22 protein-coding genes and 1 tRNA gene are annotated in these 22,019 nt (G+C 65.6%); 12 read left to right on the top strand and 11 right to left on the bottom strand.

Annotated elements, in window-relative coordinates; all coding sequences use genetic code 11:
• The 4 genes from AQ610_RS21535 to acs all read right to left on the bottom strand — a co-directional run bounded on the left by AQ610_RS21535 (nucleotide 1) and on the right by acs (nucleotide 4,622).
• Nucleotides 1-90: transfer RNA gene (locus AQ610_RS21535), tRNA-Ser, on the bottom strand.
• Between the two features lie 62 nt (nucleotides 91-152).
• Nucleotides 153-2,168: a sodium:solute symporter family protein gene (locus AQ610_RS21530; RefSeq protein WP_006028504.1), complete on the bottom strand. Its 2,016-nt coding sequence runs from the start codon at nucleotides 2,166-2,168 to the stop codon at nucleotides 153-155.
• A complete protein-coding gene (locus AQ610_RS21525; protein ID WP_015603650.1) occupies nucleotides 2,162-2,542 on the bottom strand; it encodes a DUF4212 domain-containing protein in 381 nt (126 codons plus the stop codon). The genes AQ610_RS21530 and AQ610_RS21525 overlap by 7 nt, the downstream gene beginning before the upstream one ends.
• A 97-nt stretch (nucleotides 2,543-2,639) precedes the next feature.
• Nucleotides 2,640-4,622 (bottom strand): acetate--CoA ligase, encoded by a 1,983-nt coding sequence (gene acs / locus AQ610_RS21520; RefSeq protein WP_006028502.1) that lies wholly within the window; start codon nucleotides 4,620-4,622, stop codon nucleotides 2,640-2,642.
• Between the two features lie 289 nt (nucleotides 4,623-4,911).
• On the opposite strand from acs, the gene AQ610_RS21515 reads away from it, so the two are divergent.
• The 9 genes from AQ610_RS21515 (at nucleotide 4,912) to AQ610_RS21475 (ending at nucleotide 12,275) form a co-directional block, all read left to right on the top strand.
• On the top strand, nucleotides 4,912-5,811 hold the full coding sequence (locus tag AQ610_RS21515) for a DMT family transporter (RefSeq protein WP_006028501.1): 900 nt from the start codon (nucleotides 4,912-4,914) through the stop codon (nucleotides 5,809-5,811).
• Between the two features lie 184 nt (nucleotides 5,812-5,995).
• On the top strand, nucleotides 5,996-6,604 hold the full coding sequence (locus tag AQ610_RS21510) for a TIGR00645 family protein (RefSeq protein ID WP_006028500.1): 609 nt from the start codon (nucleotides 5,996-5,998) through the stop codon (nucleotides 6,602-6,604).
• Nucleotides 6,605-6,643: 39 nt separating this feature from the next.
• Nucleotides 6,644-8,179 carry a fumarate hydratase gene (locus AQ610_RS21505; protein ID WP_006028499.1) on the top strand — a complete coding sequence of 512 codons (1,536 nt, stop codon included), beginning with the start codon at nucleotides 6,644-6,646 and terminating at the stop codon, nucleotides 8,177-8,179.
• A 154-nt stretch (nucleotides 8,180-8,333) separates the two neighbouring features.
• Nucleotides 8,334-8,810, top strand: coding sequence for a bacterioferritin (gene bfr, locus AQ610_RS21500; RefSeq protein ID WP_006028498.1), 477 nt, complete (start codon nucleotides 8,334-8,336; stop codon nucleotides 8,808-8,810).
• Nucleotides 8,811-8,855: 45 nt separating this feature from the next.
• Nucleotides 8,856-9,728, top strand: a complete 873-nt coding sequence (gene murI, locus AQ610_RS21495) for a glutamate racemase (RefSeq protein ID WP_006028497.1) — start codon at nucleotides 8,856-8,858, stop codon at nucleotides 9,726-9,728.
• Nucleotides 9,729-9,862: 134 nt separating this feature from the next.
• Complete coding sequence (locus AQ610_RS21490) at nucleotides 9,863-10,102, top strand: (2Fe-2S)-binding protein (protein WP_009914377.1); 240 nt, start codon at nucleotides 9,863-9,865, stop codon at nucleotides 10,100-10,102.
• Between the two features lie 222 nt (nucleotides 10,103-10,324).
• On the top strand, nucleotides 10,325-11,065 hold the full coding sequence (locus AQ610_RS21485; RefSeq protein ID WP_006028495.1) for an energy transducer TonB: 741 nt from the start codon (nucleotides 10,325-10,327) through the stop codon (nucleotides 11,063-11,065).
• A 36-nt stretch (nucleotides 11,066-11,101) separates the two neighbouring features.
• On the top strand, nucleotides 11,102-11,833 hold the full coding sequence (locus AQ610_RS21480) for a MotA/TolQ/ExbB proton channel family protein (protein WP_006028494.1): 732 nt from the start codon (nucleotides 11,102-11,104) through the stop codon (nucleotides 11,831-11,833).
• 13 nt (nucleotides 11,834-11,846) lie between these two features.
• A complete protein-coding gene (locus AQ610_RS21475; protein ID WP_009914375.1) occupies nucleotides 11,847-12,275 on the top strand; it encodes an ExbD/TolR family protein in 429 nt (142 codons plus the stop codon).
• Between the two features lie 363 nt (nucleotides 12,276-12,638).
• Here the strand turns inward: AQ610_RS21475 and AQ610_RS21470 are convergent, their stop codons facing one another.
• A complete protein-coding gene (locus AQ610_RS21470; protein ID WP_006028492.1) occupies nucleotides 12,639-13,610 on the bottom strand; it encodes a LysR family transcriptional regulator in 972 nt (323 codons plus the stop codon).
• A 123-nt stretch (nucleotides 13,611-13,733) separates the two neighbouring features.
• On the opposite strand from AQ610_RS21470, the gene AQ610_RS21465 reads away from it, so the two are divergent.
• From AQ610_RS21465 to hemP, 3 genes are all read left to right on the top strand, one after another.
• A complete protein-coding gene (locus AQ610_RS21465) occupies nucleotides 13,734-14,606 on the top strand; it encodes a pirin family protein (RefSeq protein ID WP_006028491.1) in 873 nt (290 codons plus the stop codon).
• A gap of 120 nt (nucleotides 14,607-14,726) precedes the next feature.
• On the top strand, nucleotides 14,727-15,212 hold the full coding sequence (locus AQ610_RS21460) for an SRPBCC family protein (protein ID WP_006028490.1): 486 nt from the start codon (nucleotides 14,727-14,729) through the stop codon (nucleotides 15,210-15,212).
• A 227-nt stretch (nucleotides 15,213-15,439) separates the two neighbouring features.
• A complete protein-coding gene (gene hemP / locus AQ610_RS21455; protein ID WP_006028489.1) occupies nucleotides 15,440-15,628 on the top strand; it encodes a hemin uptake protein HemP in 189 nt (62 codons plus the stop codon).
• A 301-nt stretch (nucleotides 15,629-15,929) separates the two neighbouring features.
• Here the strand turns inward: hemP and AQ610_RS21450 are convergent, their stop codons facing one another.
• The 6 genes from AQ610_RS21450 to uvrB form a co-directional block, all read right to left on the bottom strand.
• On the bottom strand, nucleotides 15,930-16,340 hold the full coding sequence (locus AQ610_RS21450; RefSeq protein WP_006028487.1) for a GlcG/HbpS family heme-binding protein: 411 nt from the start codon (nucleotides 16,338-16,340) through the stop codon (nucleotides 15,930-15,932).
• Between the two features lie 59 nt (nucleotides 16,341-16,399).
• Complete coding sequence (locus AQ610_RS21445) at nucleotides 16,400-17,800, bottom strand: 4Fe-4S binding protein (protein ID WP_006028486.1); 1,401 nt, start codon at nucleotides 17,798-17,800, stop codon at nucleotides 16,400-16,402.
• Nucleotides 17,797-18,639, bottom strand: coding sequence for an FTR1 family iron permease (locus tag AQ610_RS21440; RefSeq protein ID WP_009914340.1), 843 nt, complete (start codon nucleotides 18,637-18,639; stop codon nucleotides 17,797-17,799). Before AQ610_RS21440 ends, AQ610_RS21445 begins: the two co-directional genes overlap by 4 nt.
• Nucleotides 18,640-18,698: 59 nt before the next feature.
• Nucleotides 18,699-19,028, bottom strand: a complete 330-nt coding sequence (locus AQ610_RS21435; RefSeq protein ID WP_006028484.1) for a cupredoxin domain-containing protein — start codon at nucleotides 19,026-19,028, stop codon at nucleotides 18,699-18,701.
• Between the two features lie 59 nt (nucleotides 19,029-19,087).
• Nucleotides 19,088-19,639 (bottom strand): iron transporter, encoded by a 552-nt coding sequence (locus tag AQ610_RS21430; protein ID WP_009914338.1) that lies wholly within the window; start codon nucleotides 19,637-19,639, stop codon nucleotides 19,088-19,090.
• Nucleotides 19,640-19,862: 223 nt separating this feature from the next.
• Nucleotides 19,863-21,953: an excinuclease ABC subunit UvrB gene (uvrB, locus tag AQ610_RS21425; RefSeq protein WP_006028482.1), complete on the bottom strand. Its 2,091-nt coding sequence runs from the start codon at nucleotides 21,951-21,953 to the stop codon at nucleotides 19,863-19,865.
• Nucleotides 21,954-22,019 lie beyond the last annotated feature (66 nt).

Below are 22,019 nucleotides of genomic sequence, written 5' to 3'. Positions count from 1 at the left end.
TGGCGGAGAGAGGGGGATTCGAACCCCCGATAGGCTTTCACCTATACACGCTTTCCAGGCGTGCGACTTAAACCACTCATCCATCTCTCCGGGAAGACGGCAAGTATAGCAAACTCCGGAACCAAGCCGCCAGTCCCAGCGAAAACCGCCCGTCACGGATGCCGGATATAGTCGACGAGCGCGTTCGTATACGCATCCGGCCGCCGATCCAGCAGGCTCACGACGATCGCCATCGCAAACCCGGCCGGCACGCCGAACACGCCGGAGCTGATCGGCTCGATGCCGAGCCAGTTCGGCCCCGCGAAGCCCGTGATCTGCGTGAAGAACGGATACGTCGACACGATGTAGTACACGCACACGCCAAGCCCCGTCACCATCCCGGCCACCGCGCCACGCGTCGTCGTGCGCTTCCAGAACACGCCAAGCACGAGCACCGGAAAGAAGCTCGACGCGGCGAGCGAGAACGCCGCCCCGACCAGGAACAAAATCTTTCCCGTATTCAGCGACGCGACATACGACGCAAACAGCGCAACGCCAAGCAGCAGCACCTTCGAGATCGTCACGCGCCGCTGGCTCGACGCGTCGGGCGCGACCATGTGGTAGTAGACGTCGTGCGACAGCGCATTCGCGATCGTCAATAACAGTCCGTCCGCCGTCGACAGCGCCGCGGCAAGCGCGCCCGCCGCGATCAGCCCCGACACGACATACGGCAGTCCCGCGATCTCCGGCGCCGCGAGCACGACGATGTCGGGCTGCATCTGGATCTCCGACCAATGGATCATGCCGTCGCGCAACTGATCGACGACGCTGATGAGCCCCGGCTCGAATCGGTGCCATTGCGTAATCCATGCAGGCAGATCGGCGAACGGCCGCCCCACCAGATTCGTCAGGATCTCGTGCTTGATCAGCACCGCGAGCACCGGCACCGTCAAATAGAACAGCGCGATGAAAAACAGCGTCCAGCCGACCGAGCGCCGCGCGGACGCCACCGACGTCGTCGTGTTGTAGCGCGTCAGAATGTGCGGCAGGCTCGCCGTGCCGAGCGACAGGCACAGCAGCAGCGCCAGGAAGTTTCGTTCGCGCGGGCGGCGGTCGTCGTCGCTCGCGGCCGGAAACGGCTCGTGCATCGGCACCGGGTCCGCCGCGCGCGCGAGCAGATCGTCGCGCGCCTGCTCCCACACGACCCGCGCCGCCGCCGGATCGCGCGGAAACTCGGCGAGCTCGCGCTCGCGCAGGTTGATCTCGCGCAGCGGCCCGTTGTGCCGGCGCAGCGCGGCAACGTCTTCCACGAGCCGCGCGCGCGCATCTTCGTAAGACGCCGGCAGCCGATCGAGCTGCGCCTGGATCTCGGCCGCCTGCCTGCGATACGCGTCGCGCACCTGCCGTTCCTGCGGCGCGTCGCGTATCTCCGTCTCGAGCGTTTCGACACGCGACATCAGATGGCCGTAATTGAATTGCGGCACGGGCCCGAGGCCGTTCTTCATCGCGATCAGCGAAACGGGCAGCAGGAACGCGATGATCAGGATGATGTACTGCGCGACCTGCGTCCACGTGACCGCGCGCATCCCGCCGAGGAACGAGCAGACAAGTATCCCCGCGAGGCCGCAGAAGATGCCGATCGAGAAATCGACGCCGATGAAGCGCGTCGCGATGAGGCCGATGCCCTGTATCTGCGCGACCAGGTAGACGAACGAGCACAGGATCGCGGCGATCGCCGCGAACGCCCTGACGAGCGTGCTCGAAAAGCGCGTGCCCAGGAAATCGGGAATCGTGTAGCGCGCGAGCTTGCGCACATACGGCGCGAGCAGGAACGCGACGAGGCAGAAGCCGCCCGTCCAGCCCATCAGGTACGCGAGCGCGTCGTAGCCGGTCGCGTACAGCGAGCCCGCGAGACCGATGAACGAGGCAGCGGACAGCCAGTCGGCGGCGGTCGCCATGCCGTTGAACGCGGACGGCACGCGCCGCCCGGCCACGTAGTATTCGACGAGATCCGAGGTCCGCGACAGCAGCCCGATCACCGCGTAGACCGCGATCGGCACGAACAGGAACACATAGCCGATCCACACGCCCGGCCCGGTCGCGCGCTCGATCCGCCACAGCAGCAGCACGAACGCGGCGAAGCCGATCGTGTACAGCGCATACGCGCGAACCAGCCGATTCGTCAGCATGCGTCGGCGTCCGTCGAAATGGCTTCGTTGCGCTTCGCTTCGTCCGCATACGCGTCGTAGTCGCGCCGCAGAATCCGGTCGGCGCGCTGCATCAGCACGATGTAGACGCCGATCAGCGCGAGATAGACGAGAATCGCGCCCTGCGCGCCGACGTAGAACGGCAGGCTGAAGCCGGCGAAGCGCAGATGCGCGAGCGCCGGCGCGAACAGCGGCACGACGAACGACACGGCGAAGCCGATCGTCATCAGCACGGCGATCAGCGCGACGTTGAAACGCCAGTAGCGCGCATGCGCGCGCGCGAGCGGCACCGGCACGAACGGCGGTTCGGCGGGATGCGACGGCGTGGGCGAAGAGGTACCGGAAGAAGCGGCCATGCGCTTGTGTAACAAAAAGCCCCTGCGCAGGCAATCGGGATTGCCGCGCAGGGGCTCGGGCGGCGCGCATTCGACAGCGCGCCGCGCGCCGTCACGCTCAGCGCACTTCGGCGAGCTGTTCGAGGATCGCGGGGTTCTCGAGCGTCGACGTGTCCTGCGTGATCGCCTCGCCCTTCGCGAGCGAGCGCAGCAGGCGCCGCATGATCTTGCCCGAACGCGTCTTCGGCAGGTTGTCGCCGAAGCGGATGTCCTTCGGCTTCGCGATCGGCCCGATCTCCTTGCCGACCCAGTCGCGCAGCGCCTTCGCGAGCGCCGCCGCCTCTTCGCCTTCCGGCCGCGTGCGCTTCAACACGACGAACGCGACGACCGCCTCGCCCGTCGTGTCGTCCGGCCGGCCGACCACGGCCGCCTCCGCGACGAGTTCGTGCGACACGAGCGCCGATTCGATCTCCATCGTGCCGAGCCGGTGTCCGGACACGTTCAGCACGTCGTCGATGCGGCCCATGATCGTGAAGTAGCCGGTTTCCTTGTCGCGCACGGTGCCGTCGCCCGCCAGATAGAGGCGGCCGCCGAGCTCTTCCGGGTAATAGCTCTTCTTGAAGCGGTCCGGGTCGCCCCAGATCGTGCGCGCCATCGCCGGCCACGGACGCTTGACAACGAGAATGCCGCCCTGCCCGTTCGGCACGTCCTGGCCCGTCTCGTCGACGACGGCGGCCATGATGCCCGGCAGCGGCAGCGTGCACGAGCCCGGCACGGTCGGCGTCGCGCCGGGCAGCGGCGTGATCATGTGGCCGCCCGTCTCGGTCTGCCACCACGTGTCGACGATCGGGCAGCGCCCGCCGCCGACGTGCTTGTGATACCACATCCACGCTTCCGGATTGATCGGCTCGCCGACCGTGCCGATGATCCGCAGGCTCGACAGATCGTAGCTCTTCGGGTGCACGTGGTCGTCGGCCTCGGCCGCCTTGATCAGCGAGCGGATCGCGGTCGGCGCGGTGTAGAACACGGATACCTTGTGGTCGCCGATCATCTTCCAGAAGCGGCCCGCGTTCGGATAGGTCGGCACGCCCTCGAACACGACCTGCGTCGCGCCGACGGCGAGCGGCCCGTACGTGATGTACGAGTGGCCCGTGACCCAGCCGATGTCGGCCGTGCACCAGAACACGTCGGTCGGCTTCCAGTCGAACGTCCACTTCATCGTCTGCGCGCCCCACAGCAGATAGCCCGCCGTGCTGTGCTGGACGCCCTTCGGCTTGCCGGTCGAGCCGGACGTGTACAGGATGAAGAGCGGATGCTCGGCGCCGACCCACTCGGGCTCGCACGCGTCGGACTCGTTCGCGACGATCTCGTGCATCCAGACGTCGCGGCCCGCGTGCCAGCCGACGTTGCCGCCCGTGCGGCGATAGACGACGACGGTCTTCACCGCGTCGCAGCCGCCCATCGCGAGCGCCTCGTCGGCGATGTTCTTGAGCGGCAGCGCCTTGCCGCCGCGCATCTGCTCGTCGGCCGTGATGAGCGCGGTCGCGCCGACGTCGACAATGCGCTCGTGCAGCGACTTCGACGAGAAGCCGCCGAACACGACCGAGTGCGTCGCGCCGATCCGCGCGCACGCCTGCATCGCGACGATGCCTTCGACCGACATCGGAATGTAGATGACAACGCGGTCGCCGCGGCCGACGCCGCGCCTCTTCAGCGCGTTCGCGAAACGCGACACGCGCGCGAGCAGATCGGCGTAGGTGACGCGCGTGACGGTGCCGTCGTCGGCCTCGAAGATCACCGCGACGCGCTCGCCGAGGCCGGCGGCGACGTGGCGGTCGAGGCAGTTGTACGACGCGTTCAGCTCGCCGTCCTCGAACCACGTGTAGAACGGCGCGTTCGTCTCGTCGAGCACCTTGCCGAACGGCTTGTGCCATTCGAGCGTCTCGCGCGCGAGACGCGCCCAGAATCCTTCGTAATCGCGCTCAGCCTCTTCGGCGAGCGCCCGATAAGCCGCCATGCCGGAAATGGCTGCCGCCTTCTCCACGGCGGCGGGCGGCGCGAACTGGCGGCGTTCGTGCAGAACCGATTCAATCGCAGACATCGACTACCCCTTGGTGAACATGGAACCCACTACGTGCCGGCGCGATCGGGCGCGCCGTGTCTGATTGGCGCGCGACGCGCCTGTCTCCCACCCTGCGCGCCGCATGCGGCTCACGTGACGCGCGATGCTGCACCGCACCACGCCGGACGGCCGCGGCAAAACGATGCAGACGTTTCACGATAAGCGCCGGAACTTACCCGTCACTTACGCGGCGAGCGGCCCGACGCGGCTTTACGCTGGCTTTCGTGCGACCCTACAATGCTAACCAACTCGTCGCCCGGATTCCAGCTTGAATCGCTACGCCTTCTTTCTCATCGCGTCGATGTTGCTCGTCGGCAGCAACGTCGGCATCGGCAAATCGATCGTCGCCTTCGTTCCCGTCACCCTCCTCGCCACGCTGCGCTTCGTCATCGCGAACGCGGTGCTCTGGCCGCTCTTCAGCCCCGTCAAGATGCGCACCGTCAAGCGCGGCGAATGGCTGAACCTGTTCCTGCAGGCGTTCTTCGGCACGTTCATGTTCACGCTGCTGATGCTCAACGGCGTGCAGCGCACGAGCGCCGTCGCGGCGGGCGTCATCACAAGCACGATCCCGGCCGTCGTCGCGCTGTTCGCATGGATCTTCCTGAGCGAGAAACCGAACAGGCGTGCGCTCGTGTCGATCGCGCTCGCGATCGCCGGCGTCGTGACGATCAATGTCGCGAACGGCACCGCGAGCGAAGGCGGCGCGCACGCGGGCTCGCTCGCCGGCAATCTGCTGATGCTCGGCGCGGTCTGCTGCGAGTCGATCTACGTGATCCTGTCGCGGCGCCTCACGCAGACGCTCGCGCCGATCGACATCTGCGCGTACACCCACCTGTTCGGCCTGCTGCTGATGCTGCCGCTCGGCGCGGGCGCGCTCTGGCATTTCGACTACGCGAGCGTGCCGGCGGGCGTCTGGACGCTCGTCGTCTGGTATGGCCTGTCCGCGAGCATCTTCTCGTTCTGGCTGTGGATGAAGGGCATCCGTCACGTGCCGGGCAGCCTCGCCGGCGTGTTCAGCGCGGTGCTGCCGATCTCGGCCGCGATCTACGGCATCCTGTTCCTCGGCGAACGGCCGACGCTCGCGCACGGCATCGCGCTCGCGTGCGTCGTGACGGGCATCGTGCTCGCGAGCCTGCGCGTGCGGCGCTCGCCGCCCGTCTCACCCTGAACTCGCCCTGAACGCACGCCGCCCGCGCCCGCGGCGCACGGTCGGCCTCGCGCCCAGCCGGCACCACCGGCCTCGATGCGCGGCCTCGATGCCGCGCCGCTGCAAGCGGCCCGACCGACGCGTTACAATAACGCGCTTTTTTTCAAAAACGCTCCATATCCCCGCATCCCCGCTTCGCCCGACCATGTCCGCCGCCCCGACCGATCTGCGCGCCGCCCGCCCGGCCCGCCGCAAGATGCGCCCGCTGCCCGCCGTCATCTTCATGAGCCGCTGGCTGCAAGTCCCCCTTTATCTGGGCCTGATCGTCGCGCAGGCGATCTACGTGTTCCTGTTCCTGAAGGAAGTCTGGCATCTGCTGTCGCACGCGGCGAGCCTCGACGAAACGAGCGTCATGCTCGCCGTGCTCGGCCTCATCGATGTGGTGATGATCTCGAACCTGCTCATCATGGTGATCGTCGGCGGCTATGAAACGTTCGTGTCGCGCCTGGGCGTCGAGGGCCATCCGGACGAGCCGGAATGGCTCGACCACGTGAACGCGGGCGTGCTGAAGGTGAAGCTGTCGATGGCGCTCATCAGCATCTCGTCGATCCACCTGCTGAAGACGTTCATCAATCCGGACCAGCACACGGTGCACGCGATCATGTGGCAGGTGCTGATCCACGTCGCGTTCCTCGTGTCGGCGATCGTGATGGCGTGGGTCGACCGCCTGACGACGCACACGCACCCCGAGCATTTCCACGAAGCGCCGACGCACCCGTCGGCGCCGCGCGAGCCGGCGCAACAGTCGGCCTGAGTCGATTCCCATACCCACAGTCCTCACAGAGCCTCAGCCATGACCGTCATCAAACAGGAAGACCTGATCCAGAGCATCGCGGATTCGCTGCAGTACATCAGCTACTACCATCCGCTCGACTACATCCAGGCGCTCGGCCGCGCATACGAGCTCGAACAGAGCCCGGCCGCGAAGGACGCGATCGCGCAGATCCTGACGAACAGCCGCATGTGCGCGGAGGGCAAGCGCCCGATCTGCCAGGACACGGGGATCGTCACGATCTTCGTGAAGGTCGGCATGGACGTGCGCTGGGCAAGTGAAAACGGCGGCGCGACGATGAGCGTCACCGACATGATCAACGAAGGCGTGCGCCGCGGCTACACGCATCCGGACAACGTGCTGCGCGCATCGATCGTCAACCCGCCCGAAGGCGCGCGCAAGAACACGAAGGACAACACGCCGGCCGTGATCCACTATGAGATCGTGCCGGGCGACAAGGTCGACGTGCAGGTCGCGGCAAAGGGCGGCGGCTCGGAGAACAAGTCGAAGTTCGTGATGCTGAACCCGTCGGATTCGATCGTCGACTGGGTGCTGAAGACCGTGCCGACGATGGGCGCGGGCTGGTGCCCGCCGGGGATGCTCGGCATCGGCATCGGCGGCACCGCCGAGAAAGCGATGCTGATGGCGAAGGAATCGCTGATGGAGTCGATCGACATCCAGGAGATCATCGCGCGCGGCCCGAAGGACTGGGTCGAAGAACTGCGCGTCGAGCTGCACGAGAAGGTCAACGCGCTCGGCATCGGCGCGCAGGGCCTCGGCGGCCTCGCAACCGTGCTCGACGTGAAGATCATGGCCGCGCCGACGCACGCGGCGTCGAAGCCCGTCGCGATGATCCCGAACTGCGCGGCCACGCGCCACGCGCACTTCGTGCTCGACGGCTCGGGGCAGGCGTCGCTCGAGGCGCCGTCGCTCGACGCATGGCCGAAGGTCCACTGGGAGCCGAACACCGAAACGAGCAGGCGCATCGACCTGAATACGCTGACGCCGGAAGAAGTCGCGTCGTGGAAGCCGGGCCAGACGCTGCTGTTGTCGGGCAAGATGCTCACCGGCCGCGACGCCGCGCACAAGCGCATCGCCGACATGCTCGCCAAGGGCGAGAAGCTGCCCGTCGACTTCACGAACCGCGTGATCTACTACGTCGGCCCGGTCGATCCGGTGCGCGACGAAGTGGTGGGCCCGGCAGGCCCGACGACGGCGACGCGCATGGACAAGTTCACCGAGACGATGCTCGCGCAAACGGGCCTCATCTCGATGGTCGGCAAGGCCGAGCGCGGCCCCGTCGCGATCGACGCGATCAAGAAGCACAAGGCCGCGTATCTGATGGCGGTCGGCGGCGCCGCGTACCTCGTGTCGAAGGCGATCCGCGGCGCGAAGGTGCTCGCGTTCGAAGACCTCGGCATGGAAGCGATCTACGAGTTCGACGTGCAGGACATGCCGGTGACGGTCGCGGTCGATTCGCAGGGCACGTCGGTCCATCAGACGGGGCCGAAGGAGTGGCAGGCGAAGATCGGCAAGATTCCGGTCGCGAGCGCGTAAATAGGAATGATTTTCAGGCCGGATTTCAATCCGGCCTTTTTAATGCGGCGGGTCCGTTCCGTCTTTCGGACATCGAACGGATTCGCCCTTGGCTTTTCAGGAACGAGCGTTTATCGTTCAGGGACTCAAGCCCCACACATCACAAGGAACGAACATGCAAGGCGACAAGAAAGTCATCGAATATCTGAACGCCCAGTTGAAAAACGAACTGACCGCGATCAATCAATATTTCCTGCATGCGCGGATGTACAAGCACTGGGGGCTCGAGAAACTCGGCAAGCACGAATACGACGAATCGATCGGCGAAATGAAGCACGCGGACTGGCTGATCGAACGCGTGTTCGTGCTCGACGGCCTGCCGAACCTGCAGGATCTGCACAAGCTGCTCGTCGGCGAGGAAACCGAGGAGATCCTGAAATGCGATCTGAAGCTCGAGCAGGTCTCGCAGGCCACGTGCAAGGAAGCCATCGCTTATTGCGAATCGGTGCGTGATTACGTGTCACGCGAAATCTTCGAGAAGATCCTCGACGATACCGAAGAGCACATCGACTGGCTCGAAACGCAAATCGATCTGATCGGCAAGGTCGGCATTCAGAACTATCAGCAGTCGATGATGGGCTCGCCGGAGTAATTCCCTCTCGTCGATATTTCATTCGGTTCACGCTCGATCGCCCGCATGACGACGCCGCACACGTCCGATTCCCGCGTATCGCCCGCCCGCACGCCGATCGGCATCTTCGATTCGGGGCTCGGCGGCCTGTCGGTGTTGCGCGCGGTGCGCGAGCAACTGCCCGGCGAGGCGATCGTCTACGTCGCCGATTCGCTCCATGCGCCATATGGCCCGCGCGACGACGCGTTCATCATCGAGCGCACGCTCGCGATCGGCGAATGGCTCGTCGCGCAGGGCGCGAAGGCGCTCGTCGTCGCGTGCAACACGGCCACCGCGCAATCGATCGCCGTCGTGCGCGAACGTCTGCCGATCCCGCTCGTCGGTGTCGAGCCCGGCATCAAGCCGGCGGCGCTGCATTCGAAGACGCGCGTCGCCGGCGTGCTCGCGACGCAGGCGACGCTGCGCAGCGCACGCTTCGAAGCGCTGATCGCGCGCTACGCGGCCGACTGCCGTTTCATCCGCCAGGCGGGGCACGGCCTCGTCGAGGCGATCGAGCGCGGCGACACCGGCTCGCCCGAGTTGCGTGCGCTGCTCGCGGGCTATCTCGAGCCGATGCTCGAAGCAGGCGCCGATACGCTCGTGCTCGGCTGCACGCACTACCCGTTCCTCGACGCGGCGATCCGCGACGTGACGTCGAACTGCCTTCATCTGATCGACACGGGCGATGCGATCGCCCGCCAGCTCGCGCGCATCCTCGACGAGCGCGGGCTGCGCGCGCCCGCCTCGTCCCGGCCGGCGCCGCTGCCGCGCCTCTGCTCGACGAGCGACGGCCGGCATTTGCAGACGCTCGCCGCGACGCTGCTCGGGCTCGACGTGCCGGTCGAATCCGTCACCATTTCGTCTCCCAGCACGGCCGCGTCGGCCGCCGATCCGTCGTAGCCTCACCGCTGCGGCCTTCCCCGGAAACCCTTCCAAGCACCTGGTTTTGTTACAAAAAACCCGGAGCCGCGCTTGCCAACCCGTACAAATATAATGATAATAATTCGCATTAACGTTAGCTATCGCGCTCCATCATGATTGTCTGCGTATGCAAGTCCGTTTCCGATCGGAAGATTCGCGCATCCTTTGAGGAAGGCGCGGACACCTTCGAAGAACTCCAGTTCGAACTCGGGGTCGCCACCTGCTGCGGCAAGTGCGAGGAAACCGTGCGCGGGATCATGGCGGAACAGGGCGTTTGTGCGAGCCGCTGCGGTGTCGAGCACCCCGCGGCCGTGCCAGTCCCCATCATGTTCTACGAACGCAAGGCGGCTTGACCGGCGTGCCAGGATTGCACGCGGCGCCGCGCGCCGCGCTCTCGTTTTACCAGCCCGTCAGCAAGCCTGCCCGCGCGAGCCAACGGCCTACCTGTAAAGGAGCCCGTAATGGAATTGCTGATCGGATTCGTGACTACCGTGTGCATCTCTTTGCTGATTTTCCGCAAGTGATGCAACACTTCGCGGCGCTCATCACGCGCGCCGCCGTGCTACGAAGCTAACATGCAGGTTTCGAATTCCTTGCCGGCCGCATCCGCGCCGGCCTTTTCCCGTATGAATCCCCGCGTCGTCACCGCTGCCGCGACGGTTCTCGCCGGACACGCGCTCCTGCTCACCGGCGCGCTGCTGATGCGCAACGACGTGCCGCATCGTCCGCTCGAATCGAAGACGATCACCGCCGAGTTGCTGAGCGCGCCCGTCGCGCAGCCGGTCGGCATCCAGTCGGCGCCGGCGCCCACGCCGCCGAAGCCCGTCCCGAAGGTCAAGCCGAAGCCGGCGCCCGTCCCCCGGCCCGTCGCGAAGCCGAGCCCGACGCCGCTGCCCGTCACGCACGAGCCTGCGCCAAATGCGATCACCGCGCCGGAACCCGCACCGCCCGCGCCTGCCGCGCCCGCCGAGACGAGCGCGAAAGCCGTGCCGCTCGCTGGCGCGCCGGCGAACCGCCCGACGATGGAGATCGTCGCGCCAAAGGAAGGCGCGCACCTGACCTGCCAGATCGCGAAGGCCGCCTACCCGTCGATGTCGAAGCGGCGCGGCGAGACGGGTGTCGTGAAGGTCCGCTTCGTCGTCGGCCTGACGGGCAGGATCGAAAGCGCGCAGGTCGTCCAGAGCAGCGGCTTCCCGCGCCTCGACGACGCGGCGCTCGACGCGATCCGCTCGTCGCCGTGCCAGCCATATCTGCAGAACGGACAGCCGATGCGCGCCGCCTACACGCAGCCTTATGACTTCACTCTGACCGACTAATCTCAGCAACACCGAAAGAAACAACAAGGAAAGGAAATGCAAAGCTACGGAATCGCGCACGTGTGGGCGCAAGGTGACTTCGTGACACGCTCCATCGCGGTCGCGCTGCTCGTGATGTCGGTCCTGTCGTGGATGGTGATCGTCATCAAGGGCTGGAACGTGATTCGCCTGAAGCGCCTGTCGAAAGACGCCGAACAGTCGTTCTGGCATTCGGACGATTTCGACGAAGGCGTGAAGAAGCTCGGCCGCGCATCGTCGTCGGCGCAGGACAACCCGTTCCTCGCGCTTGCGCTGTCCGGCAAGGAAGCCTCCGATCATCACCATCAGACGCAGCCGCACCTGCACGACCGGATGGACGTGTCCGACTGGGTCACGCGTTGCCTGAAGGACACGATGGACGAAGGCATCGCGCGGATGCAGGGCGGCCTCGCGATCCTCGCGTCGATCGGCAGCACCGCGCCGTTCGTCGGTCTGTTCGGCACCGTGTGGGGCATCTATCATGCGCTGCTCGTGATCGGTGCGACGGGCCAGACGTCGATCGACCAGGTCGCCGGCCCCGTCGGCGAATCGCTGATCATGACCGCGTTCGGCCTGTTCGTCGCGATTCCCGCCGTGCTCGGCTACAACGCGCTCACGCGCGCGAACAAGAGCATCGTGAGCCGCCTGCGCCGCTTCGCGCACGGCCTGCATGCGTACTTCGTGACGGGCGCGCGCCTCGCGTCGTCGGCGCAGCGCGACGGGCTGCGGCTCGCCGCGCGCGCGAACTGAGCGGAGGCTTGCGATGGCAATGAACCCCAGCTTCGGCGACGAGGACGACGACGGCCTGATGAACGAGATCAACATGACGCCGCTCGTCGACGTCATGCTCGTACTCCTGATCATTTTCCTCGTCACGATCCCGGCGATGCACCATGCGGTGAAGATCGATCTGCCGCGCGCGAGCAGCCAGCCGGTCGAGGTGAAGCCGAAGACGATCGACGTCGCGATCGAAAGCGACGGCACGGTTCTGTGGGACGACCAGCCGGTGAGCGCGACCAATCTTCAGTCGCGCATCGCGCAAGCCGCGCAGACGAACCCGCAGCCGGAACTGCATCTGCGCGCAGACCGCAAGGTCGCCTATGAACGCGTCGCGGAAGTGATGTCGGCCGCGCAGGCAGGCGGCCTGACGAAGCTCGGCTTCGTGACCGAGCCGAAGTCGAACGCGAAGTAGGCGCAGCGCATCTCGCGTGCGATAAACGCACGCGGCCCCCAAAGTAAAAGGCCTCCATCGCCAGATGAAGGCCTTTTTTCATGCGCGCACGGGCGCCTTCGGGCGGCGGGCCCGGCGGCCTGACTGCTGCGCGTCGAGCAACGCGATGCGACATGCCGTGGTCTGCACGGACTTGCGCGGTCTGCCCTATCTGGCTCGCAACATATGCGGCCACCTTGTTTCGCTCGGCACCTTCCCTCACGAAATCGGGATTCCAATATAGGCCGGGTCGAGCACGCATTCAAGCGGCTGCCGATTGAAACTACCGATTGCGTGACTCGCGTCAAATGACAAAACCGATGCGCGCGCGATCTTCCGATTCCGTCAGAGCGAAATCCTCGTCTCCGCGTCCTTCGTGCCGCGCTCCGGACAGCCCGGGTCCTTGTAGTTTTCGTTGTCGAGCTTCTCGACGAGGTAATCGACGAACGCGCGCACGGCGGGCGGCATCCCCTGCCGCGACACGAACACCGCATAGAGCTGCGGCACAGGCAGCGTCCATCCCGGCATCACCGGCGACAGTTGTCCCGCGCGCAACGCGTTACCGTACATCGATTCCGGCAGCGCGGCGATTCCGACCCCGTCGAGCACCGCTTCGCGAATCGTCATCAGATCCGCCGTCACAAGGCGCGGCTCGTGCTCGTGCGCGTGGCGCGTGCCGTCCGGCGCGATCAGGTTGAACACGTGCCGCCCGTCTCCGGACGGCGTATCGAGCGTGTCGAATCCCGCCAGATCGTCGGGCACGAGGGGCGGCGCATTCTGCTGCAGCAGGCTCGGCGCGCCGACGAGCATCTGCTCGGTGCGCCACAGCGGCCGCACGACGATGTTCGCATTCTGCGGCGGCTCGGATCGCACGCGCAGCGCGACGTCGATCGAGTCTTCGAACAGGTCGATCACGCGATTCGTCACGCGAATCTGCACGCGCACTTCAGGATAGCGGCGCAGGAATTCCGGCAGCAGGCGCGACAGCATTGTCTGCGACACCGTGACGGGCACGCTCACGCGCACTGTGCCGCGCGGCGCCGAGCGCAGTTGCTGCACCGCGTTCATCGCGGCCTGCGCCTCCGACAACATCGCCTGGCAATGCTGATAGAAGAGCTGGCCGGCCTCGGTCAACGCGAGCTTGCGGGTCGAGCGCTGCAACAGGCGCACGCCGAGCGTCGCCTCGAGCTCGGTCAGCCGCCGCGAAAGACGCGACTTCGAGATGCCGAGCACGCGTTCCGCGGCCGAGAAGCCGCCGTGCTCGACCACCTGAGAGAAGTACATCAAGTCGTTCAGGTTATGTGCATCGATAGTCATTTCATCGTTCCAATTCCACAACGATCCATTGCGAATCGAGCGGATTTAATCGGCAATTCGCTCAATATAATAGCCTTACGTTGCAAAAATAACGTTATTTCCCATCACTCCGAGAGCTTTTCCATGACTATCGCCCGCTCGATCCAGCGTACCTACCCGGCGCTCCGCACGACGGAAGGCGGCGGCTTCGTGGTTCACCGCCCGTTTCCGACCCGCCTGCTGACGGATTTCGATCCGTTCCTGTTGCTCGACGAAATGGGGCCCGTCGATTACGCGCCGGGCGATGCGAAGGGTGCGCCCGATCATCCGCACCGCGGCTTCGAAACCGTTACTTACGTGCTGGAAGGCTGGTTTCGCCATCGCGATTCGGCGGGACATGCGGGCGCGCTCGGTCCGGGCGACGTCCAGTGGATGACGGCGGGCGCGGGCGTCGTCCACAGCGAAATGCCCGACCCCGAATTCGCGCGCCGGGGCGGCCGCGCGCACGCGTTCCAGCTCTGGGTGAACCTTCCGCGCCGCGACAAGATGATCGCGCCGCGCTATCAGGACATTCCGGCCGCGCGCATTCCGACCGCCAAATCGCCCGACGGCCGCGCGATCGTGCGGGTGATCGCCGGCGAGGCGTTCGGCGCATGTGCGACGATCGAGACGCGCACCCCGATGCTCTACCAGCACTTCACGCTGTCGCCCGGCGCAATCGTCGAGCAGCCGGTGCCGCCCGGCTTTCGCGTATTCGCCTATCCGATCGAGGGCAGCGGATTCTACGGAGCGGACGGGACGGAGGTCGACGCGCGCCATGTCGTCGTGTACGCGGAAGACGGCGACACCGCCGTATTCGCCGCGGGCGATGCGCCGCTCGACTTGCTGCTGATCGGCGGCGCGCCGCTCAACGAGCCGATCGTGCGCTATGGCCCGTTCGTGATGAACACCGAGGACGAGATCCGCGCGGCGGTTGCCGATTACCAGAGGGGCCGGATGGGCCGCATTTCCGCATAGACGGCGGCCGCCCCCATTGGCCGAACGGCAGAGGGCCGAAGCTCCGCCGCCGCGGCGGATTTGCGTCACAATAGCTTCTCGCGCCCGGCATGGGCCGCACTACAGAAGGAATCCGCCGCTTTGAACTTCGAACATCTGATCCAGATTAACGCCGCCGACAACCCGTCCCTGCCGACGCTGACTCGCGCGCAGTTGTGGGAAGGCCTCGTGCTGCGCGCCGAGCAGCCGCAGTTGTTCGTGATCGGCCTCGACAACTGCATCGTTCACGCGCGCACGGAAACGACGCTCGAGCGCGAACTGCACTATGGCAACGCGACGGTACGCGATCGCGTGACGTTCACGCCGAACGAGCAGGTCCGCTACGACATCCATGCGGCCGACGGCGAGATCGGCGGGTCGCTGACGATGACGATCGAAGAACGCGACGATCAGCAGTTGTTCCTGCGCTTCGAGTATCGGACGACGCTGCCTGTCAGCAACGACAGCGAGGACGCGCGCCAGACGCAGGGGATCGTGAGGGAAGCCTACCGCGCATCCGACATCGACACCGTTCGCCTGATTCGCGAGTACGCGCAGGGCCGCAAGGACCCGGACCCGCTGCACTGACGATCCCTGGCGGCGGTGCATCCGTCGCCCTCTTTGTCTCCGCCTATCGGCAATCAGTTTTCGATCGATAAAGATACATTGTAAATGGGAATGGTTATCATTTAGTATTCATTCCATCGAATCGCCACTCACCGATCGCCTGAATGACCGAACTTATGCGCTCTACTACGCTCACGTTGCGCCGCACCGGCGGTACCGCACCCAGCAGCCGTTCCAAGGCAGCAGCGGTGACGACGCCGGCCGAATCGGCAAAGGCCATCGCGAAGCCTGCCGCCGCCGCAAGCGCAAGCGCCGGGCAGCGCGTAGTGAGCAGCGACGCGTTGCTGCAAGGCCAGAGCCACGTGAGCATCGCGCATAACGGCGAAACCTATCAGTTGCGGGCCACGCGCCTCGGCAAGCTGATCCTGACGAAGTAACGAACCGAGTATTGTGGGGACCACCTCTCCGAGAGGTGTTAGGCATTAGCCAGCCACAACGGCTTGCACGCGAGTCTAGACCCCTTCGTGCAAACATATTCAAGCAGCCGTTGCAGCAAGCCAAGCCGCTTTTTTTTGGGTTCTCACTGCGTGAAAGAGAAAAGCGACGCGTCACCGGACGCGTCGCTTTTTTGTTTGACGGATGGGCGGAGACGGTCAATCGCGAAACGCACGAACAGCGGCTCGTCGATCGTCTCGACGCCGAGACAGACGAGCGACGCAATGTGCCGCACCGTGCCGATCAGCCGGCGTCGGTCAACGCGGCGATTCCCGCGCGGGCGACGGCCGCATCCTGCTCGGACTTCACGCCGGACACGCCGACCGCCCCGACCGTCTCGCCTTCGACGACGATCGGCACGCCGCCCTCGACGAGGCCGACGAGCGGCACGCTCAGGAACGACACGCGCCCTTGCAGCACGATGTCTTCGTAGACCTTGCTCTCGCGACGGCCAAGCGCGGCCGTGCGGCCCTTGCCGATCGCCATCTCGACGGTACTCGGCGCGGCGCCGTCCATCCGGTGCAGATGCAGCAGATGCGCGCCGTCGTCGAAGATCGCGACCGTCACGGACCACTGGTTCGCGGCCGCGAACGACTCGGCGGCGGCGGCCATCTTCTTCACGTCGTCGCTCGTCAGAACGGATTTGGTTCTCATCTCGACACTCCTTCGCGATGCGCGTCCATCGACGGCTGCATCATACCGCTCGAAGCGCGTCAGAATCCCCAGAACATCAGCCACCATGCGCTATCGACCACCGCGAGCGCGGCGCCGAACCAGAGCATCGCGACGAGCCGCCGCGGCAAGCCCGCATAGCGGCCAGTGACCTGCCAGGCAAGCCACGCGCTCCACAGATTCGCGCCGACGAGAATCGCGATGCGAACATCCGACGCCCAGCCGAGCGGCACGTGCTCGGCGCGCAACAGCGAAAGCGTCGTCGCCGACAAGCCGAGAAACACGCCCGCGCCGGCGAGCGGAATCAGCGCCTGCGCCAGATGATGGAGCCGCACGCGCTCGAAGCGGCCGAGCATTGCGGCGGCGCCGGCGAGCAGCACGGCGAGCGCCGTGCCGTAAGCGAGCCCCGTGCCGGCGATGTACGCGATGACGAGCGAGCCGTCGAGCCACGAGAACACATCGTTGTGCTCGGGGTAGTGCGTGAAGATGAACCAGGGCGCGTTCGTATCGAGCGGCCACATGATGTCGTGATCGATCAGCCAGCCCGCGAGCGCCTGCTTGATCTGCACGAACCACGGGCTCACCGTCCAGTGGAACGCGCCGATCGCGACGCCGAGCAGGCCATAGAGGATGAGCGCGGTGTCCCAGCCGCTCGCCTGCTTGTCACCGAGCGCGACCACTTCCTCGGACGGCGAGCGCGTCGTCAATTCGATCGCGCCGCGGTGGCCGCTGCATCGGCCGCACATGTGGCACGCCGCCGCGCCCTTCATGTTGCGAAGCGGCACGAGCGGCGCGCAGTTGATCGGAATCACGCGGTGGCCGTCCTCGCCCTTCTTGTACGAACGGCGCCATGCGTCCTCGTCGACCTTGTAGCGCAGCGGCGAAAGACGCGCGAGCAGCGAGAAGACGCCGTTCACCGGGCACAGATAGCGGCACCATACGCGCTTCTCGCGTCCGTACAGAAAGCCGATCACGATCGCGGCGAGCGTCGAGCCGCCGAGCACGAGCAACACGGCGCGCGGATACTGATAGACGCTGACCATCTGCCCGTAGATCGTCGTCAGGCCGAACGCGACGAACGGCCAGCCGCTCCAGCGCATCCAACGCGGAATCGCGCGGCCGCGGCCGAACTTGCTCGCGAATTCGCTCAATGCGCCCTCTGGACACAGCACGCCGCACCAGACGCGGCCGAGCATCACCATCGACAGCAGCACGAACGGCCACCAGATGCCCCAGAACACGAACTGCGCGGCGAGCGTCAGGTTGCTCCACAGGTGCGCGGTATCGTCGGGCAGCGGCATGAACGCCGGCACGAGGATGAGGAGCGCATAGACGAGCACCACGGCCCACTGGATGCCGCGGATCAGCGCGCCGTGGCGCTGCATCCAGTGCCCGGCTTGCGCGACGAAGCTCGTGCGGCGACGGCCGACGACTGCGCTCATGCGGGCCGCCCCGCAGTCGCCGCCGGGCGGCGCGCGGCGCGCTTGATCAGCAGGTAGACGAGCGCCCAGTAGGCCGCGTACGCCACGAGATTCATGAGCGACGGATGCGCGCGATAGCCCGTCAGCGTCGACACGAGCGAGCCGAACGTGCTCGAATCGTCGAGGATCGCCGACGTATCCCACAATTGCGCGATGCCGAGCGGCAGGATTTCCTTGTCGATCAGCTTGTCGACGCCCGTCTGGAACAGGCCTGCGCCGAGGAACAGCAGCATGATTTCAGTGACGCGGAAAAAGTGTCGCCACGAGAAGTACTTGCCGCCGAGTTGCAGTACGTAGAACGTCAGGAACGCGAGACCGAGGCCGATCAGCACGGCAAGCATCTGGCCGCCGTCGACGTGCCCGGACTGGCCGAAGCCGAGCCCGTAGAGGAAAATAACCGTCTCGCTGCCCTCGCGCGCGATCGCGAGCGCGACGAGCACTGCGACGCCCCACCAGTTCGCGTCCTGCGTGCTCTTCTGCAGCGATTGCTCCATGTCGCGCTTGAGCGTGCGCCCGTGGCGCTTCATCCATAGCACCATCTGCACGATCAGCACACACGCGATCAGCACCATCGCGGTCTGAAAGTAGTCCTGCGCGTCGCCCGACAGCACTTCGGTGAAGCCGACGAGCGCGGCGCCAAGGCCCACCGCCATCAGCAGGCCGACGCCAACGCCCGCCCACAGATAAGGCAAGCCGCGGCGCGCATCGTCGTCGCCGTTCTTCAGCCATGCGTAGAGGATGCCGACGACGAGCAACGCCTCGACGCTCTCCCGCCAGACGATGAACAAGATCTGACCCATTTGTTTTACCTCCCGGCGCCCGCCGCGCGGCACGTGCCGCGCGTCAAACGCGAAAACCGTTACTTCGCGACGATGACGCCTTGCGCCTGCTGGTGAAAATCGTCGAAAAACTTGTACTCGCCCGGCGACAGCGGCGCGATCACGACGAACGATTCGCCGCCCGGCGCGAGCACCTTCTCCTTGCGAAGCTGCACGCTCTCGAACTCGACGGCGCCCTTGCCCGTGTTGCGAATCTGAATCTTGATGCGCTGGCCGGCCGGCACTTCGATGCGCGCCGGATTGAGCTTGCCGTCAGCCATCTCGAGCTTGAAGGTCGGCAGATCGGCCGCGTGCGCTGCGCCCGCGATGAAAATCGCGGCGGCGAATGCGAATGCTCTGGGGAATGTCATCGTATTTCTCTAAAAAGACAGCGCGCTCATCGCGCGCTGTCCGTTTGCTGCTCGCGCGATCAGTACCCGCCCTTCTTGCCGATTCCAGCGAACGGGAAATCGTATTCGAGCGTGATCGGCTTGAACCACGCGCCGACGCCGGTTTCCTTGTCGACGTGGCGGCCGAACGCCATGTGACCCGTCTGCATCGGCGGCTTCACGACGAGCGTCAGGTGATACTTGCCGGGGCCGTTGAGCTTCACGTTGTCGCCGTAGTGCGGACCGTCGCTCGCGACCATGCCCATCAGATCGCCTTCCGACTTCCACTTCGCGTCGCCCTGCTTCGTCAGCTTGTACGCGACTTGCAGATACGGCATCCAGTCGCCTTCGGCGAAGCCCGTCGGGTTGTTCTTGACCGCGTGGATATCGGCTTCGAGGTGGATGTCCGAATCCGACGCCTTGCGCATCATGCCTTCCGGGTCCATCGTGATCGGCTGCAGGTACACCGCGCCAATCTCCATCCCGCCTTGAATCTGGTGCTTGCCGATCGGGTATTCGGCCGCCGTCGCCGACAGCGCAGCGCACGCGGCCGCCAACGCGACGCCGCTGCGGACAAAGGAAGAACGCAACATTGACACTCCTGTTTTTATCTCGTGTTACACGTCCCGCCCGCGCGGACCCGGAACCCGGGGGTGAGACAAAAAAAGCGATGAAGAACGCTAATGCGAACTATTCTCAATACAGGCGCAAGTGTAGCACCGAACGCCCTCCAAAACAAATGGAGATGCCGCTAAATCCCTGATCCGACAAGGCTTACAGCGAGATTAACGAATGCGGCGGGGCGCCGCGGAACCCTCATTCGACCCCGCTCAGATGATCGCCCACATTCGCGCCGAATACCCGTTCGCGCAGCAGCGCGAGCTGGTCGCGCGTCTGCGCGGCTTTCTCGAACTCGAGATTTTTCGCGTAATCGGCCATCTGCTTCTCGAGCCGCTTGATTTCCTTCGCGATCTGCTTCTCGGACATGTCTTCGAATTTCGCGCGCTGCTGCGCCTCCTTCAGTTCGGCGCGCGCTTCGTCGGCGTTGTAGACGCCGTCGATGATGTCCTTGATCCGCTTCACGACGCCGCGCGGCGTGATGCCCATCTCCTCGTTGTACGCGATCTGCTTCGCGCGCCGCCGCTCGGTCTCGTCGATCGCGCGGCGCATCGAATCGGTGATCCGGTCCGCGTACAGGAGCGCCTTGCCGTTCACGTTGCGCGCCGCGCGTCCGATCGTCTGGATCAGCGAGCGCTCGGCGCGCAGGAAGCCTTCCTTGTCCGCGTCGAGGATCGCGACGAGCGACACCTCCGGAATGTCGAGCCCTTCGCGCAGCAGGTTGATCCCGACCAGCACGTCGAACGTGCCGAGCCGCAGGTCGCGAATGATTTCGACGCGCTCGACGGTGTCGATATCGCTATGCAGATAGCGGACCTTGACGCCATGATCCGCGAGGAATTCGGTCAGTTGCTCGGCCATGCGCTTCGTCAGCACGGTGATCAGCACGCGCTCGTCGGCCTTCACGCGCTCGGTGATCTCGGACAGCACGTCGTCGACCTGCGTGCTCGCCGGCCGCACCTCGATCTCGGGGTCGACGAGCCCCGTCGGCCGCACGACCTGCTCGGCGGTCTGGCCGGACACGCGCCGCTCGTAATCGGCGGGCGTCGCCGATACGAACACCACCTGGCGCATCTTGCGCTCGAACTCGGGGAACTTGAGCGGCCGGTTGTCGAGCGCCGACGGCAGCCGGAACCCGTAATCGACGAGGTTCTCCTTGCGCGCGCGGTCGCCGTTGTACATCCCGTTCAACTGGCCGATCAGCACGTGCGATTCGTCGAGCAGCATCAGCGCGTCGGACGGCAGATAGTCGACGAGGGTCGGCGGCGGCTCGCCCGGCGCCGCGCCGGAGAAGTGTCGAGAATAGTTCTCGATGCCCTTGCAGAAGCCGAGCTCCTGCAGCATCTCCAAGTCGAACCGGGTGCGCTGCTCGAGGCGCTGCGCCTCGACGAGCTTGCCGTCGCGGTGGAAGAACTCGAGGCGATCGCGCAGCTCGTCCTTGATCGTCTCGACCGCGCGCATCACGGTCTCGCGCGGCGTCACGTAGTGCGACGACGGATAGACGGTGAAGCGCGGAATCTTCTGCCGCACGCGCCCCGTCAGCGGATCGAACAGATGCAGCGAATCGACCTCGTCGTCGAACAGCTCGACGCGCACCGCCATCTCCGCGTGCTCGGCCGGGAAGATGTCGATCGTGTCGCCGCGCACGCGGAACGTGCCGCGCTGGAAGTCCTGCTCGTTGCGCGTGTACTGCATCGCGATCAGCCGCGCGATCACCTCGCGCTGGCCGATCCTGTCGCCCGTGCGCAGCGTGAGGATCATCTGGTGGTATTCGGACGGGTTGCCGATACCGTAGATCGCCGACACCGTCGCGACGATCACGACATCGCGCCGCTCCATCAGGCTCTTCGTCGCCGACAGCCGCATCTGCTCGATGTGCTCGTTGATCGACGAATCCTTCTCGATGAAGAGGTCGCGCTGCGGCACATACGCTTCCGGCTGGTAGTAGTCGTAGTACGACACGAAGTACTCGACCGCGTTGCGCGGGAAGAACTCGCGGAACTCCGCATAGAGCTGCGCGGCGAGCGTCTTGTTCGGCGCGAACACGATCGCCGGGCGGCCGAGCCGCGCAATCGTGTTCGCCATCGTGTAGGTCTTGCCCGAGCCCGTCACACCGAGCAGCGTCTGGAACGACAGGCCGTCCTCGACGCCTTCGACGAGCGTCGCGATCGCGGTGGGCTGGTCGCCCGACGGCGGATAAGGCTGATATAGCTGGAACGGGGATCCGTCGAACGTCACGAATTTCGATTCGTCGAGATCGTCGCGGGTGTCGGAATGATGTTCGGACATGTGGATGCGGGAGGCGGCGGGCCGAAACGGAGCAAAAGATCATTCTAGCGCTTCGACGTCCGGCCG

The sequence above is a fragment of the Burkholderia humptydooensis genome (genome assembly GCF_001513745.1).
In the GTDB taxonomy this organism is placed as follows: Bacteria; Pseudomonadota; Gammaproteobacteria; order Burkholderiales; family Burkholderiaceae; genus Burkholderia; species Burkholderia humptydooensis.
This window is presented reverse-complemented; position numbering and strand designations above follow the sequence as displayed.

What these genes read in the sequence shown, in the direction of transcription:
- AQ610_RS21530 (WP_006028504.1), bottom strand. Translation starts at nt 2,168, where the DNA reads ATGCTGACGAATCGGCTGGTTCGCGCGTATGCGCTGTACACGATCGGC.
- AQ610_RS21525 (WP_015603650.1), bottom strand. Translation starts at nt 2,542, where the DNA reads ATGGCCGCTTCTTCCGGTACCTCTTCGCCCACGCCGTCGCATCCCGCC.
- acs (WP_006028502.1), bottom strand. Translation starts at nt 4,622, where the DNA reads ATGTCTGCGATTGAATCGGTTCTGCACGAACGCCGCCAGTTCGCGCCG.
- AQ610_RS21510 (WP_006028500.1), top strand. Translation starts at nt 5,996, where the DNA reads ATGTCCGCCGCCCCGACCGATCTGCGCGCCGCCCGCCCGGCCCGCCGC.
- AQ610_RS21505 (WP_006028499.1), top strand. Translation starts at nt 6,644, where the DNA reads ATGACCGTCATCAAACAGGAAGACCTGATCCAGAGCATCGCGGATTCG.
- bfr (WP_006028498.1), top strand. Translation starts at nt 8,334, where the DNA reads ATGCAAGGCGACAAGAAAGTCATCGAATATCTGAACGCCCAGTTGAAA.
- murI (WP_006028497.1), top strand. Translation starts at nt 8,856, where the DNA reads ATGACGACGCCGCACACGTCCGATTCCCGCGTATCGCCCGCCCGCACG.
- AQ610_RS21490 (WP_009914377.1), top strand. Translation starts at nt 9,863, where the DNA reads ATGATTGTCTGCGTATGCAAGTCCGTTTCCGATCGGAAGATTCGCGCA.
- AQ610_RS21485 (WP_006028495.1), top strand. Translation starts at nt 10,325, where the DNA reads ATGCAGGTTTCGAATTCCTTGCCGGCCGCATCCGCGCCGGCCTTTTCC.
- AQ610_RS21480 (WP_006028494.1), top strand. Translation starts at nt 11,102, where the DNA reads ATGCAAAGCTACGGAATCGCGCACGTGTGGGCGCAAGGTGACTTCGTG.
- AQ610_RS21475 (WP_009914375.1), top strand. Translation starts at nt 11,847, where the DNA reads ATGGCAATGAACCCCAGCTTCGGCGACGAGGACGACGACGGCCTGATG.
- AQ610_RS21470 (WP_006028492.1), bottom strand. Translation starts at nt 13,610, where the DNA reads ATGACTATCGATGCACATAACCTGAACGACTTGATGTACTTCTCTCAG.
- AQ610_RS21465 (WP_006028491.1), top strand. Translation starts at nt 13,734, where the DNA reads ATGACTATCGCCCGCTCGATCCAGCGTACCTACCCGGCGCTCCGCACG.
- AQ610_RS21450 (WP_006028487.1), bottom strand. Translation starts at nt 16,340, where the DNA reads ATGAGAACCAAATCCGTTCTGACGAGCGACGACGTGAAGAAGATGGCC.
- AQ610_RS21445 (WP_006028486.1), bottom strand. Translation starts at nt 17,800, where the DNA reads ATGAGCGCAGTCGTCGGCCGTCGCCGCACGAGCTTCGTCGCGCAAGCC.
- AQ610_RS21440 (WP_009914340.1), bottom strand. Translation starts at nt 18,639, where the DNA reads ATGGGTCAGATCTTGTTCATCGTCTGGCGGGAGAGCGTCGAGGCGTTG.
- AQ610_RS21435 (WP_006028484.1), bottom strand. Translation starts at nt 19,028, where the DNA reads ATGACATTCCCCAGAGCATTCGCATTCGCCGCCGCGATTTTCATCGCG.
- AQ610_RS21430 (WP_009914338.1), bottom strand. Translation starts at nt 19,639, where the DNA reads ATGTTGCGTTCTTCCTTTGTCCGCAGCGGCGTCGCGTTGGCGGCCGCG.
- uvrB (WP_006028482.1), bottom strand. Translation starts at nt 21,953, where the DNA reads ATGTCCGAACATCATTCCGACACCCGCGACGATCTCGACGAATCGAAA.